Below are 13,297 nucleotides of genomic sequence, written 5' to 3' on the forward strand. Positions count from 1 at the left end.
CCCGCCCCAGGGGGTCTTCACGCCTCCTCCTTGCCGCCGTAGTGGATGACTATGTTAAGCTGGGCTAGCGCCGTCTTCCTCCTCTCACCCCTCGGGTCGGGTATCATCCTCCCCCTGACGCTCTTCCTCCTCCTCTCACCCCTCTCACTGGGGTGGAATCCCGGGGGGCCTGCTAGGAGCACCTTGTACCTTCCCGAGCCCGGCACTCCCGGGTGCATCGGTATTCCCGTCGCGTCCGTCCCACCTCTTATCTTGAACTTGAGGCCCGGCATGCCTATGAGGCTTCCGTCGAACACGTCCCCTATCTCGAGGCCTGCTAGCTTCACGTGGACCTCGTCGGGGACGGCTATCTGCCAGGACTTGGCTCTAAACGCGTCTGCCTCCGCCTCGAGCTCCCCGGCGGCCTCTCCGAGGAGCTCCATGTTAACCTCGACAACATTGTCTTCAAGATCCTCCTTCACCTCCGCCTTGAACGGGACCTTCACCTTCTTGCCGTCTGGTGTCTTGAACCTCAGGGTAAGCACGCCCACCTCGCCGAGGTTCAGCTCCTCGAAAAGCTTCCTGCTGACCCTTGCTATGGGGAGCTTCCTCCTGTCAGACTCCTTCGTCTTCCTCATATCGTCGGTATACTCTATGTCGTCTACCCCCTTTACCTTAACCCTTACAACCTTATCCCCGGCGCGGGGATCGGATATCACCACCCTTAGTGGAGGTCTCTCCTCAGCCATTCTCCACGCACCTCCAACGCCGGACCCCACCCTGGGGTCCAGCCCACACGTTGGGTGAGGACTCCACGGCCTAATTAGCTTTAACGAGACACCCTATATCTCAACGGGGTGGAATTCATGTCTGGAGACGGTGACACCAGGCCTGGTGGGAGGAGGCTTAGGCAGCCTATAGTGGTCGTCCTCGGCCACGTAGACCACGGTAAGACGACCCTGCTTGACAAGATTAGGAGGACGGCGGTTGCGGCGAAGGAGGCTGGGGGGATCACGCAGCATATAGGCGCGAGCATCGTACCCGCGGAGGTTATCGAGAAGGTTGCAGAGCCCCTTAAGAAGGTTATACCTGTTAAGCTTGTTATACCCGGCCTCCTCTTCATAGACACGCCTGGCCACGAACTATTCTCAAACCTCCGGCGCCGCGGCGGCAGCGTAGCCGACTTCGCAATACTAGTTGTCGACATAATGGAGGGGTTCAAACCTCAGACCTACGAGGCTCTGGAGCTCCTTAAGGAGAGGAGGGTGCCCTTCCTGATAGCGGCGAACAAGATAGACCGTATACCCGGCTGGAAGCCTCACCCCGACGCTCCGTTCATAGAGACCATACGCAAGCAGGACCCGAAGGTGAGGGAGATACTGGAGCAGCGGGTGTACGAGATTGTAGGCAAGATGTATGAGGCGGGCCTGCCAGCGGAGCTTTTCACGAGGATAAAGGACTTCAGGAAGAAGATAGCCATAGTTCCGGTCTCCGCCAGGACTGGGGAGGGTATACCAGAGCTGCTGGCCGTGCTGGCAGGCCTCACCCAGACTTACCTCAGGGATAGGCTGAGGTACGCTGAGGGCCCGGCCAAGGGTGTCGTCCTTGAGGTCAAGGAGATGCAGGGCTTCGGCACTGTGGTAGACGCCGTCATATACGAGGGGGTTCTAAAGAAGGAGGATATAATAGTGGTCGGCGGGAGGGAGGGGCCTATTGTGACCAGGGTGAGAGCCCTCCTCATGCCAGCGCCGCTCCAGGACATCAGGAGTAGGGAGGCGAGGTTCGTCCAGGTGGACCGCGTCTACGCCGCGGCTGGCGTTAGGATAGCCGCGCCGGGCCTTGACGACGTTATAGCTGGCAGCCCCATATATGCGGCGGAGAATGAGGAGCAGGCTAGAAGGCTTATGGAGGCGGTTCAGAGGGAGATAGAGGAGCTGAGGTTCAGGACCGAGAATATAGGGGTTGTGGTTAAGGCCGACACCCTAGGGACTCTGGAGGCCCTGGTGGAGGCGCTCAGGAGGAGGGGGGTCCCAGTCAGGCTTGCAGACATAGGCCCCGTATCGAGATCCGACGTGTTGGACGCCGCGGTCACCCGCAAGATAGACCCGTACCTAGGTGTAGTGCTGGCCTTCAACGTGAAGGTCCTCCCGGAGGCCGAGGAGGAGGCGGCGAGGGCCGGTGTAAGGATCTTCAGGGAGAGCGTTATATACAAGCTTATCGAGGATTACGAGGAGTGGGTTAAGAGCGAGAAGGAGGCCGAGAGGCTGAGGGCGCTCAACAGTCTGATCAGGCCCGGGAAGTTCAGGATACTGCCGGGCTACGTGTTCAGGAGGAGCGACCCCGCCATAGTCGGCGTCGAGGTCCTCGGGGGCGTGATAAGGCCGGGCTACCCGGTTATGGACAGCCAGGGGAGGGAGCTGGGGAGGATAATGGCTATAAAGGATAGGGACAGGAGCCTCGAGGAGGCAAGGCTCGGGGCGGCCGTTGCCATCTCGATACAGGGGAGGATACTTATAGGGAGGCACGCCAGCGAGGGGGATATACTCTACACGAACGTCCCGGCCCAGCACGCCTACAATATACTCACCGAGTTCAAGGACCTCGTGTCTAAGGACGAGCTCGACGTTCTCAGGGAGATAGCGGAGATTAAGAGGAAGGCGGGGGACAGCGAATACAGCAAGGTGCTTCTCAGGCTTAAAATAAAGCGTGCGGGCTAGAGGAGCGAGGGCTAGACGCCCTCAGCCACTGTCTACCACTCAACAACGTCCGACTCGCTGAACAGAACCTTGAACTCCCTCTGGAAGCTTTCAGGAGAGTCGCTGGCGTGAACTATGTTCTTCATTATATCGAGGCTGAAGTCGCCTCGTATAGTTCCAGGCGCAGCCTTCCTCCCGTCGGTAGCCCCTATCATCAGCCTGACAACGTTCACAGCTTCATCACCCTCGACTACCATCGCCACGACCGGGCCGCTGGTTATAAACTCCACCAGCTCACCGAAGAAGGGCTTATCCCTGTGGACACTGTAGAACTCCTCAGCCTTCTCCCTCGTCAGCCTCATCATCTTCATGGCAACTATTTTAAGCCCCTTCCTCTCCACCCTCGACACCACCTCGCCTATAAGCCTCCTCACCACGCCGTCCGGCTTGACCACGAGGAGAGTCCTCTCCACAGCCATTCGACTCCACCGGGGCTTTGACTCTGGATCGTAGGGATAATAAGGATACGCCGCTCAGCGGGGCGCAGGGGTGGCTCCCCTAACACTAGAGTGGGAGGAGGCGCTTGCCGAGCCAGGCTCTGGCCAGGAGGTCGAATGCGAAGAGGAGGAGCATAAGCCCCACCAGAGCCATTAGGGCCCTGTAGGCTGGGGCGAACGTGGACGCCACATCACCCATCCCCGCTAGGAGTGCAAGCCAAGCGAAGTCCATCCACACGTGGCTAGCATACATAACCAGCGCCCCGAGGGGAGGGCTCCTTGCAGCCCCCGTTATCAGTGGGAAGCCTACGCTAACCCACCAGAGGAGGAAGTGGGCGTTGAACCCCGTGAGTACCACGCCTATTACAAAGGCGGTGGCATAGCTAGAAGGCTCGAGGGGTATGGCGCTGTTACCCGCCCCAGGGCCTCTGGCTGCGGCTTCGAAGGATAGGATCGAGAAGTAGAGTATAAAGAGCGAGATGGCGGTGGTAAGTGGGCGGTAGAGCCTCTTTATGTACAACTCGATAGAGGAGCTAGCCTTTAGAAGGAGGAACACGAAGGGGAGTTCGAAGGCCATGTGGCCGAGAGCCACGAAAACGCCCCCCACCCACCCTAGGTAGGCGCCCGCCACTATGGCGCTTAGGGAGAGGGGGCCTGGGGAGAGGGCGCCGCTAGGTGTTATAAGCACAGTCTTAACAGCCAGCCTGGCTAGGCCACCCTCCTCGCCAGACACCCCTCCACACCGCCGAAGAGGCCCCCATGAACGGGTGGCGGGCGCCCTAGTCCAGCAGGCTCTTCTTAACCTTCCTAACCCATTCTAGCCTATCGGGCTTCCGCCTAAGCTTCACGAAGTTCTTGTAGCACTTGCTGCTACAGAACCAGAGTACCTGGCCGTTCCTGAGCACGTACATAACCCCTGTGCCGGGTTCTATGCTCCCGCCGCAGAAGCTGCAGGTCCTCGACTTGGGCATTCTATGGACACCCAACACCCTTGAGGGTTATGCGAGAGGCTTAATAGTCTTCACCCCCATGACATCCCCCGGGGTGCCTGAAGGGTTGTCGGCTAGAGAGGGGGAGAGGAGTAGCGTTATAGAGGAGTTCGGTTTCCCAGCCGAAGTTATACAGATAATAGGCCGTACAGGGGTTACTGGTGAGGTGACGCAGGTTAGAGTTAGGATACTGGAGGGCAGGGATAAGGGTAGGATACTGACCAGGAACGTTATAGGCCCTGTCAGGATAGGAGACATACTCATACTCAGGGAGACCGAGAGGGAGGCGAGAAAGCTGAGCGGCAGGCGGTAGACACCGGGCCCCGCCGCTCCTAAACCTCTAAAAAGGTGGGAAAGCCTGGCTAGTAGGGTATTAGGGTTAATGTTACCGCGGCCACGGGGGCTATAAGTATCATTAGGGCTATGGTGTAGCCGAAGACATCTCTGGCCCTCGTCCTGGTTATGTCGAGCAGCGGTATCGCCCAGAATGGCTGGAGGAGGTTTGTCCACGAGTCTCCGAAGCCATAAGCTATTATAGTCTTACCTATAGGGACTCCTAGCTCGTGGCCAGCCCTAACGAGTATCTCGCCTATGGCAGCCCATTCCCCGCCGCCGCTGGGTATGAAAAGGTTGACTATGCCTGCGGTTATGAATGCCACCACAGGCCATATGAAGGGTGTTGACACGTTGGCAAGACCCTCTGCAATTATCTGGGCAGAGCTCCTGCCAAGGGGCTCGAACGGCGTGTTGAGAAGGCCGAAGATGCCGGCGTAGAAGTGGAACTGCAGTATAACACCTGCTGCGGAGGTGACGCTCCTGTAGAAGGCTCTGGCGTAGCTCATGGGGTTCGCGTATAGTAGGAGGCCTGTCATGAGGAATATGAAGTTCATAGTGTTCAGGTTGAGCGCCCTGCTTATCCCCCTCGTGTACAGCTCTATGGCGACCGCCGTGAAGCCGAGGATGACGGTGAGTATCGCTAGGGCTCTCGAGTTCTCCAGCCTGTCCGCGAGAGTCTCCACCCTAGGCTTCTCGCCCGAGGGGGCCTCCTCCTTAAGAGCTTCAGGATCGAACTCCTCTATCCCCCTAACCGGCCCTCGTGATGGGCTTATAAGCCAGTAGATAGCCAGGGCGGCCAGAGTTATCAGCAGGAAGTTTATGATGGTGTAGGGGTGGAAGATGGTCTGTGAGAGGGGCACGGTCTCCGTGCCGTAGAGTTCCTTCACAACGCTAGCCAGGAAGTGGCCCGGCGTGTTCATCAGGAGCGGGGCGCTGGCGGTGAGGCCCCAGTGCCAGGTTAGCCCGAGCCCGCTGTACGCGGCGGCTACGACCGCTGGATAATGGATCTTCCTCCCCTGCAGGGAGGCCTGTCTCCCTATCTCCCTAGCCAGTATAGCACCGCCGATTAGGCTGAGGCCCCAGCTGAGGTAGGAGAGGGCTATGGAGACTCCGGCCGCTAGAACCGCGGCCTGCTTCGTGTCCCTCGGCAGCCTCGCTATCCTGGAGAGAATTCTGTATACGAGGGGGTGGTAGGCTATTACGTAGCCCGTCACCAGTATAAGGGTCATCTGCATGCTGAAGGTGAGGAGCTTCCAGAAGCCGCCGTACCACGCGCTGTAGACTAGGAACTTGACAGTGCCACCCAGCCCCACATGCTGGATGGGCCTGAGCAGGATTAGGTCGAGTATTATGGCTATGAAAGTCAGGAGTATGGCGAAGATGAACGGGTCGGGCATAACCCCCCTGACTCTGCGCTCCAAAGACTCGCCGAAGGCCTCGAGGAAGGGCCGCCTAACCTCATCCCCCAATAAACCCACCCCTCTACATCAACATTACCCGGGGGCGGGAGGCAGTCAAGTTGTTTCAACTTACTAAAATATATACTATCGAAGAGCCACTCGTCCAAGAATCAAAACCGAGCCCAGCGATAAGGGCTGGCGAGTCATTACACGCCAAGGCGGACACTATTTCAGCACTACACCAAACCCTTAGGTTAAGAGGGCTCCGAGTTGGCCAGGGCTGCTATAGTCTCCGCAGGCTGGTACGGGTTCAAGCCTGAAGTAGGGGAGCTCAGTTTCAGGGAAATGATGTTCGAGGCGGCTATGCGGGCCTATAGCCGGGCAGGCGTGGACCCTAGGAGGGATGTGGACGCCTTCTTCTCCTGCCAGGAGGACTACTGGGAGGGGATAGCGATAACCGACGAGTTCGCCCCAGAGCCCATAGGGGGGGTACTCAGGCCCACCTCAACGGTTGCCGGAGACTTTATCCAGTGCCTCGGACAGGCTGTGATGCTCGTGAGGACAGGCTATTTCGACCTTGTCGCTGTCGAGGCCCACGCAAAGCCGAGCGACATAGCCACCATGAAGGGGGTGCTCGACATGGCTCTAGACCCCCTCTACCTGAGGCCCCTCAACCCTCCGAACCCCCACTTCCTGGGAGGGCTTATGGCTAACGCGTTCCTAGCCAGAACGGGCGTTGGAAGAGAGACCCTGGCTATGGTGGCTGCTAAGAACAAGAACGCGGGGCTCTCCAACCCTAGGGCTGGCCACGCCGCTCCTGTGACCGTTGGAGACGTGTTATCGGCTAAGCCAGTTGTTGATCCCTTGACGTGGTATGATATAGCCCCCTTCAGCGACGCTGCAATAGTCATGCTGGTGGCGAGCGAGGAGGCCGCTAGGAGGCATACAGACACGCCGGTATGGATAGAGGGGGTTGGCTGGTCTACCGAGTCTGGAACCGGCTCGCTGGCGTGGCACCAGTGGGATGCGATGCCCAGCATTAGAATGGCCGTGGATATGGCCAAGGCCATGGCAGGGCTGAGCGGAAAGCCGCAGACCTTTACAAGCTTTGCCGAGCTCGAGGACAGGTACTCCTTCATGGAGATACTCTCCATGGAGGAGGCTGGCATAGCCAGCGCGGAGGAGGCCTACAGCATGCTGGAGGCCGGTGACACGGAGCCGACGGGAAGCTACCCAGTAAACCCCAGCGGGGGGAGCCTGGCCGCGGGCGTGGCCCTAGAGGCTACCGGGGGATGCCGGGTTCTGGAGGCCTACGAGAGGTTGCTGTCTATGGGTGAGGAGATTGAGCCAGGGAGGGAGAGGGCTTTGGTTGTCTCCTGGCGTGGGCCCCCTACCCGGACCGCCATGGCGGTTATACTCGGGGTCTAGAACTCTATTGTGGGGGTGTATGTGTGATGGTTTCCAGGCCTAACATCCATGTTAAGAGTAAGGTAGCTGTAGTGGGGGCGGGCATCACCCTTTTCAGGAGGAGAATGCTGGAGACGCCCCGGGAGCTCGCGTGGGAGGCGGCGAAGCAGGCTCTCGACTCCGCCGGCCTAACAATCAGGGACATAGACTGCGTCGTAATCGGCAGCGCCCCAGACGCCTTCGACGGGGTGCACATGAAGGGCGAGTACCTGGCTGACGGCAGCGGAGGCCTCTTCAAGCCTACTGTGAGGGTCTACGTCGGCGGCGGCACGGGTGTTTTCGTGCCTATAGCAGCGTGGTGGCACGTCGCCAGCGGCCTATGCAGGACCGTGCTGGCTGTAGCCGAGGAGAAGATGAGCCCTGCCAGACCCCACCCCCAGGGAGTGTTCGCCTACATCTGGGACCCCGTGCTAGAGAGGCCTCTCGGCCCGAACCTCCTGTGGATCTTCGCGCTGGAGATGAGGAGGTACATGCACAAGTGCAACGCCTCCAAGGAGACGATAGCACTGGTGAGCGTTAAGAACAAGAGGAATGCCCTCGACCACCCCGCGGCCCAGGCTGCTGCAAACATTACCGTGGAGGATGTGCTGAACAGCGAGGTCCTCGTGTGGCCAGTCAACAGGCTGGACGTCAGCCCGGTTAGCGACGGTGCCGCCGCCCTCGTGTTGGCGAGCGAGAACGAGGCGAGGAGGATAACCGATAGCCCCGTCTGGATAGAGGGCGTCGGCTGGACCCTGGATAATACACACTGGTACAACAGGGAGCTTGGCTATCCTAGGTACGTGCAGTACGCGGCCAGGATGGCCTACAAGATGGCTGCCATCGAGAGGCCGTGGAGGGACATAGACTTCGCGGAGCCCTACGACCCATTCGACTATAAGGAGCTCCACCATATAGAAGGGCTAATGCTGGCGAGGCCGTGCGAGGCGCCCAAGCTCCTGGAGGAGGGGTGGTTTGACAGGAGCGGGGAGCTGCCCACAAGCCCCAGCGGCGGCCTCCTCGGGGTGGGCAACCCCATAGCCGCTGCGGGGCTTATGAAGGCTGCCGAGCTGTTCTGGCAGCTCAGATACGAGGCTGGCGCCAGACAGGTGAAGAAGCCGGTGCACCGGGGCGTCGCCCAGGCCTGGGGCGACCTTATGCAGGCCGGGACGGTTGTGGTCATGGGCAACTAGGGGGGTGGTGTGTGGTGCCTGATGGCGGTAAGAAGCTCCCCGGTACTTACCTCAGCGATAAGGATCTAAGGGCTCTCCCCGGCCTGGTGGAGCATACTCCGGAGGCCAAGTACATGTTCTCCGCAGGCCAGGCGCAGAGCAGGTTCCTCCAGGGCCTTAGAGAGGGGAGGATACTGGGGGTTAGGTGCCCGCGCTGCGGCCGGGTCTACGTGCCTCCTAGGAGCTACTGCGAATACTGCTTCGCGCCCACGGGCGAGTGGGTCGAGGTTAGTGGTGAGGGCGAGGTCCACACGGCTGTTGTTAGCTACATCTCAACTTTCAGGGAGAGGATGGAGAAGCCGGAGATAATAGCGGTGGTGAGGCTCTATGCGCCAGGCTACTCTGGAAAAGGGGACGAGTACGAGTTCCCGGGCATGTTCCACAAGCTGTGCGGCGTCAGCGAGGAGGACGTTATGACGGGGAGGGTTATAGGGATGAAGGTTAGGCCGCGGTGGAGGCCTCCAGAGGAGAGGATAGGCAGCGTGACGGATTTAGAGTGCTTCGAGCCCGTGAAAAGCTAGGGGGGTGGCGGTTGTGAACGCCCAGTGGAGTAAAAACCCGTGGACGGTCTACAGGTTTCCGGGGAGGATGGAGGTTGAGAAGTATGTATACACCCCGGGGCTTCACGGCCTAGAGTTTGCTAAGGCACTGCGTGAGGGAAGGATAGTTGGTACCAAGTGTGGCGACACAGTCTACGTGCCGCCTACCACCTTCTGCCCCGACATGACTAGGGGCGAGATCGCCGAGGTCCTCGGGCCGTGGTATGTGGAATCCTACACCGTGGTCCACGAGAGCCTGGAGGGGAAGCCTCTGGAGAAGCCGATCATCATAGCCGTGATAGCGCCGGAAGACGCTGAGGGCGCCCTAGTCCACTATGTAGATGCAGATCCAGAAGAGATATATATAGGGATGCCTGTGGAGCCCGTCTTCAGGCCGCCGGAGGAGAGGAAGGGCAACATACTGGACATACTACACTTCAAGCCCTCGGCACAAGCGTGACCCTAGGGGAGCCCATCCCAGTCACCATATTTTAAACCCTCCACCCATTCTACCCTACACAAGGTGCTCCTCCTAAGAGGGAGCATGCCCCGGGCGCCCGCCCACACGTCGCCGGGCCGGGGGGCTGGTGGGTGTTGAAGAGCAGGGTTGAGATTGAGCGGGAGGCTATAGAGGTGCTGAAGGACCTCAACAGGGCTGCCGGGCCGGGGTTTACAAGGCTAGTGAGGCTTGTGGGCGCCGCTCTAAGGGTTGCCATACCTAAGAGGCATAGGGTGATGGTGGTCGTCAGCGGCTCCGACCCCGTGAGGGTTGGTGCCGGCACTGCAAGGCTCCTCCTATACTTTGAGAGGGTTTACCGCAGGACGGTGGAGAGGAGGCCGCTCAAGATCCTCTACATGTTCCACGACGAGTTCGACGACGCCAGGCTGAGGAAGGAGATTGTTAAGAGGGCTGTGAAGGAGAAGGGGAGTATGCTAGAGCAGGTTACGGCCAGGTATGAGGAGAGCGACAGGTTCCTGGGCACCACGTTCCAGGCGCTCGTCCTCGACTTGACTAACGACCTCAAGCCGAACGATGTGGGGAGGCTGGTGGAGGTTGTCGAGGGGGGTGGCATCATCATACTGCAGGCGCCATCCTGGGACAGGTGGGACAGGTCCCTAACCCTCTTCAAGAGAAACCTTCTAGTCCCGGGCCATGAGGAGCCGAGGCACATATTCATAACATGGTTTAAGAGGAAGCTCCTGGAGCACAACAGGGGCATCATAGTCTACGACGCTGACTCGAGGAAGATCTTGAGCGGCGAGCCTGAGGAGCCGGGCGAGTACAGGAGGCGGGAGCCAAAGCCCCCTAAGAAGAGCCTCTTCCCACCCGAGGTGTACAGGCTCGCCCTAACCCAGGACCAGCTCGAGGCGGTGAGGCTGATTGAGTGGCTCTACGACAAGCCGCCTCGCGGGAGGAGGAAGATGATTGTGATAACCGCTGACAGGGGCCGCGGTAAGAGCAGCGCCCTCGGCATAGGCCTCGTGGCGCTGGCCAACGAGCTGGGCAAGGTCAAACATAGGGTGAGGATAATAGTGACGGCGCCCAGCCCCGGCAACGTTCAGAGCCTTATGGAGCTCGCTCTAAAGACTGCGGAGACCCTAGGGCTAGACCCCAAGCCCGTGAGGAGGGGGGGCAGGATAATAGAGATCCAGGGGAGGAAGTTCAGCCTCGAGTACTGGGAGCCGGCGACGGTGGTGAGGCTTCAGGGGGATATAGTGGCGGTGGACGAGGCGAGCGGGATACACGTACCACTCCTCCACAAGATATGGAGGGCTCATAGGAGGCTCGTGTTCTCAGCCACGATACACGGCTACGAGGGAGCAGGCAGGGGCTTCAACGTCAGGTTCCTCTCCGCTGTGAAGAAGAGCGGCGACACGATAATAAGGGAGTTTAAGATGGAAGAGCCCATAAGATACGCCCCCGAAGACCCGATTGAAAAGTGGCTCTACAACACCCTGCTCCTCAACGCGGAGCCGGCTGAGCTGGATGAGGAGGACCTGGAGGATATAAGGGAGGGGAGGCTAGAGTACCTCAAGCTCGACCCCAGCTGGCTCTTCAGCCCGGAGGGCGAGGACACGCTGAGGCAGCTCTTCGGGATATACGTTCTAGCCCACTATAGGAACGAGCCCGACGACCTTGGTATGCTGGCTGATGCCCCCCATCACAGCATAAGGGCTGTGAGGACCTCGGGGAAGGGGAAGATCGTCAGCGCGGCCCAGGTGGCTGAAGAGGGTGGTCTTGGTGAGGACCTGATAGACAGGCTTCTGAGGGGGGAGAAGATCGCGGGCAACATAATACCCGACAGGATGCTGAAGCACGCTAGGATACGGGAGTTTGGAAGGATGGTCGGGTGGAGGATAGTCAGGATAGCCACACACCCCGAAGTCCAGGGAAGGGGGGTTGGCAGCTGGCTCCTTTCGAGGCTCTACGAGGAGAGCGTGGAGAGAGGCTACGACTGGCTGGGCAGCGGCTTCGGCATAAACGAGCAGCTCCTCAGGTTCTGGCTTAAGAACGGGTTCCTGGTACTCCACCTCAGCCCGGACAGGAACCCTGTCAGCGGTGAGTACACGAGCCTCGTCATGAAGCCCATAACCGATAGGGCCGAGAAGGCGATAATGGTTGCGGCCAGAGAGTTCAAGCTTAAACTGCTGAACAGCCTCCACGACACCTACAGCGACATGGAGCTCGGCGACGCGATGCTCCTGCTCGAGATGGAGCCTAAGGCGCTCGAGCCCGGCTACAGGCCCAGGCTTACGAGGATACAGCTGGACAGGCTCTGGATCTACAACTACGGGCCCATGACTTACGAGGCGGCGACCGACATAATACGCGAGCTGGCCCTCTCCTACTGGGTTATGGAGCCCCAGGCCAGGCCTAAGCTGGGGGAGCTTGAGAAGAAGGTCCTGGTGGCTAAGGTGCTCCAGGCTAAGAGCTGGGGAGAGGTGGCCCAGGAGCTGGGGGTTAGGGAGCACAAGGTGATGACCACGCTGAAGGATGCGGTGAGAAAGATCTCCCGGGACCTCTTCGGCCTTACCGAGGATTCTAGGGTAGGGGTGGAGCTCAGTGAGGTCCTCAACCGGGGTGGGGAGGAGCTGCGAGATATACAGGCTGGACCCCGAGAAGCCTGACAGGAGGGCTGTAGAAAGGGCCGCCGAGACTATAAAGCGCGGGGGGCTAGTTGCCTTCCCCACGGAGACCGTCTACGGCCTGGGGGCGGATGCCCTGAATCCCCGGGCGGCGGCCAGGATATTCGAGGTTAAGGGGAGGCCCCCTGACAACCCGTTGATAGTCCATGTATCAAGCCTCAGGATGGCCCGTCTGGTGGCCGCCGAGATTCCGGAGAGGGCTCTCAAGCTCGTGGAGAAGCTGTGGCCAGGACCATTAACGGTCGTGCTCCCCAAGAGCCCCGAGGTCCCCAGCGTCGTCACCGCCGGCCTCGGCACGGTGGCCGTCAGGATGCCCGCCCACAGGGTAGCCCTGGAGATGATAGAGGCTGCTGGCAGGCCTGTTGCGGCTCCGAGCGCCAACCCGAGCGGAAGGCCGAGCCCGACCAGCGGTGAGCATGTCGTGAGGGATCTGGACTGCAGGGTTGATGTGATACTCGATGCTGGCGAGACCTTCTTCGGGGTAGAGTCGACAATAGTGGATCTCACCAGGACCCCTCCCGTGCTGCTAAGGCCCGGCCCCATACCCGTGGAGGTCCTCGAGAAGCTGCTGGGGGAGCGGGTAGTTGTCCCCCCGGAGGCCAGGGGGCTCAGGGCTTCGGAGAGGCCTCTGGCGCCAGGGATGAAGTATAGACACTACGCCCCGGAAACACCCTTGATACTAATCGACGGCGACCCCCGGGCTGTTGAGAGGGTTATCGAGGCTGCTGTAAGGGAGGCTGTGAAGGCCCGGGGGATGCGCTTCGCCCTCGCCGGCCCCGACGAGCTCGTCGACACCGTAGCCTCCATGCTGCTGCGACGGGGCGCCAAGCCAGCCTGGATATTCAGGCTGGGACCCCTATACGATACGACCGTGGCCGCTAGGAGGCTCTTCAAGACTCTCCGCCGGATCGACGAGGTAGGCGCGGTTGACGTCGCTATAATCCTGCCGTTCCCTGAGAGGGGAATCGGCCTCGCCGTCATGAACAGGCTTAGAAAAGCTGCTTCAAGAAGGGTGGAGGCCTAGAGGGGCGTGCTC

13 protein-coding genes are annotated in these 13,297 nt (G+C 60.0%); 8 read left to right on the forward strand and 5 right to left on the reverse strand.

The features are described 5' to 3' along the window. Positions 1-17: 17 nt before the first annotated feature. A complete protein-coding gene (locus ACAM_RS07550; RefSeq protein WP_022542224.1) occupies positions 18-728 on the reverse strand; it encodes a S6e family ribosomal protein in 711 nt (236 codons plus the stop codon). Positions 729-845: 117 nt separating this feature from the next. Here ACAM_RS07550 and infB point away from each other — a divergent pair, with 117 nt between their 5' ends. After that, positions 846-2,696 carry a translation initiation factor IF-2 gene (gene infB / locus ACAM_RS07555; protein WP_022542225.1) on the forward strand — a complete coding sequence of 617 codons (1,851 nt, stop codon included), beginning with the start codon at positions 846-848 and terminating at the stop codon, positions 2,694-2,696. Positions 2,697-2,728: 32 nt separating this feature from the next. Here infB and ndk read toward each other — a convergent pair whose 3' ends face one another. From ndk to ACAM_RS07570, 3 genes are all read right to left on the reverse strand, one after another. Continuing rightward, complete coding sequence (gene ndk / locus ACAM_RS07560) at positions 2,729-3,154, reverse strand: nucleoside-diphosphate kinase (RefSeq protein ID WP_022542226.1); 426 nt, start codon at positions 3,152-3,154, stop codon at positions 2,729-2,731. A gap of 85 nt (positions 3,155-3,239) precedes the next feature. Continuing rightward, on the reverse strand, positions 3,240-3,905 hold the full coding sequence (locus ACAM_RS07565; protein ID WP_022542227.1) for a LysE family transporter: 666 nt from the start codon (positions 3,903-3,905) through the stop codon (positions 3,240-3,242). A 46-nt stretch (positions 3,906-3,951) separates the two neighbouring features. Then, complete coding sequence (locus ACAM_RS07570; protein ID WP_022542228.1) at positions 3,952-4,143, reverse strand: 50S ribosomal protein L24e; 192 nt, start codon at positions 4,141-4,143, stop codon at positions 3,952-3,954. 58 nt (positions 4,144-4,201) lie between these two features. On the opposite strand from ACAM_RS07570, the gene ACAM_RS07575 reads away from it, so the two are divergent. Next, complete coding sequence (locus ACAM_RS07575) at positions 4,202-4,474, forward strand: 30S ribosomal protein S28e (protein ID WP_062661779.1); 273 nt, start codon at positions 4,202-4,204, stop codon at positions 4,472-4,474. Positions 4,475-4,523: 49 nt separating this feature from the next. Here ACAM_RS07575 and ACAM_RS07580 read toward each other — a convergent pair whose 3' ends face one another. Then, positions 4,524-5,966, reverse strand: a complete 1,443-nt coding sequence (locus tag ACAM_RS07580; RefSeq protein WP_022542230.1) for a short-chain fatty acid transporter — start codon at positions 5,964-5,966, stop codon at positions 4,524-4,526. A 201-nt stretch (positions 5,967-6,167) separates the two neighbouring features. Here ACAM_RS07580 and ACAM_RS07585 point away from each other — a divergent pair, with 201 nt between their 5' ends. The 6 genes from ACAM_RS07585 (at position 6,168) to ACAM_RS07610 (ending at position 13,285) form a co-directional block, all read left to right on the forward strand. Next, a complete protein-coding gene (locus tag ACAM_RS07585) occupies positions 6,168-7,325 on the forward strand; it encodes a thiolase domain-containing protein (RefSeq protein WP_022542231.1) in 1,158 nt (385 codons plus the stop codon). 26 nt (positions 7,326-7,351) lie between these two features. Continuing rightward, positions 7,352-8,536, forward strand: coding sequence for a thiolase domain-containing protein (locus tag ACAM_RS07590; RefSeq protein ID WP_022542232.1), 1,185 nt, complete (start codon positions 7,352-7,354; stop codon positions 8,534-8,536). Positions 8,537-8,550: 14 nt separating this feature from the next. Continuing rightward, positions 8,551-9,096, forward strand: a complete 546-nt coding sequence (locus ACAM_RS07595; RefSeq protein ID WP_148706477.1) for a Zn-ribbon domain-containing OB-fold protein — start codon at positions 8,551-8,553, stop codon at positions 9,094-9,096. Between the two features lie 13 nt (positions 9,097-9,109). Continuing rightward, positions 9,110-9,574, forward strand: coding sequence for a Zn-ribbon domain-containing OB-fold protein (locus tag ACAM_RS07600; protein ID WP_022542234.1), 465 nt, complete (start codon positions 9,110-9,112; stop codon positions 9,572-9,574). Between the two features lie 131 nt (positions 9,575-9,705). Then, positions 9,706-12,243 carry a tRNA(Met) cytidine acetyltransferase TmcA gene (locus ACAM_RS07605; protein WP_232502292.1) on the forward strand — a complete coding sequence of 846 codons (2,538 nt, stop codon included), beginning with the start codon at positions 9,706-9,708 and terminating at the stop codon, positions 12,241-12,243. Further along, positions 12,179-13,285, forward strand: coding sequence for an L-threonylcarbamoyladenylate synthase (locus tag ACAM_RS07610; protein ID WP_022542236.1), 1,107 nt, complete (start codon positions 12,179-12,181; stop codon positions 13,283-13,285). The genes ACAM_RS07605 and ACAM_RS07610 overlap by 65 nt, the downstream gene beginning before the upstream one ends. The last annotated feature ends 12 nt before the right edge of the window (positions 13,286-13,297 follow it).

Origin of the sequence: Aeropyrum camini SY1 = JCM 12091 (assembly GCF_000591035.1) — an archaeon.
GTDB classification, from domain to species: Archaea; Thermoproteota; Thermoprotei_A; order Sulfolobales; family Acidilobaceae; genus Aeropyrum; species Aeropyrum camini.

Coding starts and splice junctions, on each gene's coding strand:
- ACAM_RS07570 (WP_022542228.1), bottom strand. CDS start 4,143: ATGCCCAAGTCGAGGACCTGCAGCTTCTGCGGCGGGAGCATAGAACCC.
- infB (WP_022542225.1), top strand. CDS start 846: ATGTCTGGAGACGGTGACACCAGGCCTGGTGGGAGGAGGCTTAGGCAG.
- ndk (WP_022542226.1), bottom strand. CDS start 3,154: ATGGCTGTGGAGAGGACTCTCCTCGTGGTCAAGCCGGACGGCGTGGTG.
- ACAM_RS07575 (WP_062661779.1), top strand. CDS start 4,202: ATGACATCCCCCGGGGTGCCTGAAGGGTTGTCGGCTAGAGAGGGGGAG.
- ACAM_RS07590 (WP_022542232.1), top strand. CDS start 7,352: ATGGTTTCCAGGCCTAACATCCATGTTAAGAGTAAGGTAGCTGTAGTG.
- ACAM_RS07550 (WP_022542224.1), bottom strand. CDS start 728: ATGGCTGAGGAGAGACCTCCACTAAGGGTGGTGATATCCGATCCCCGC.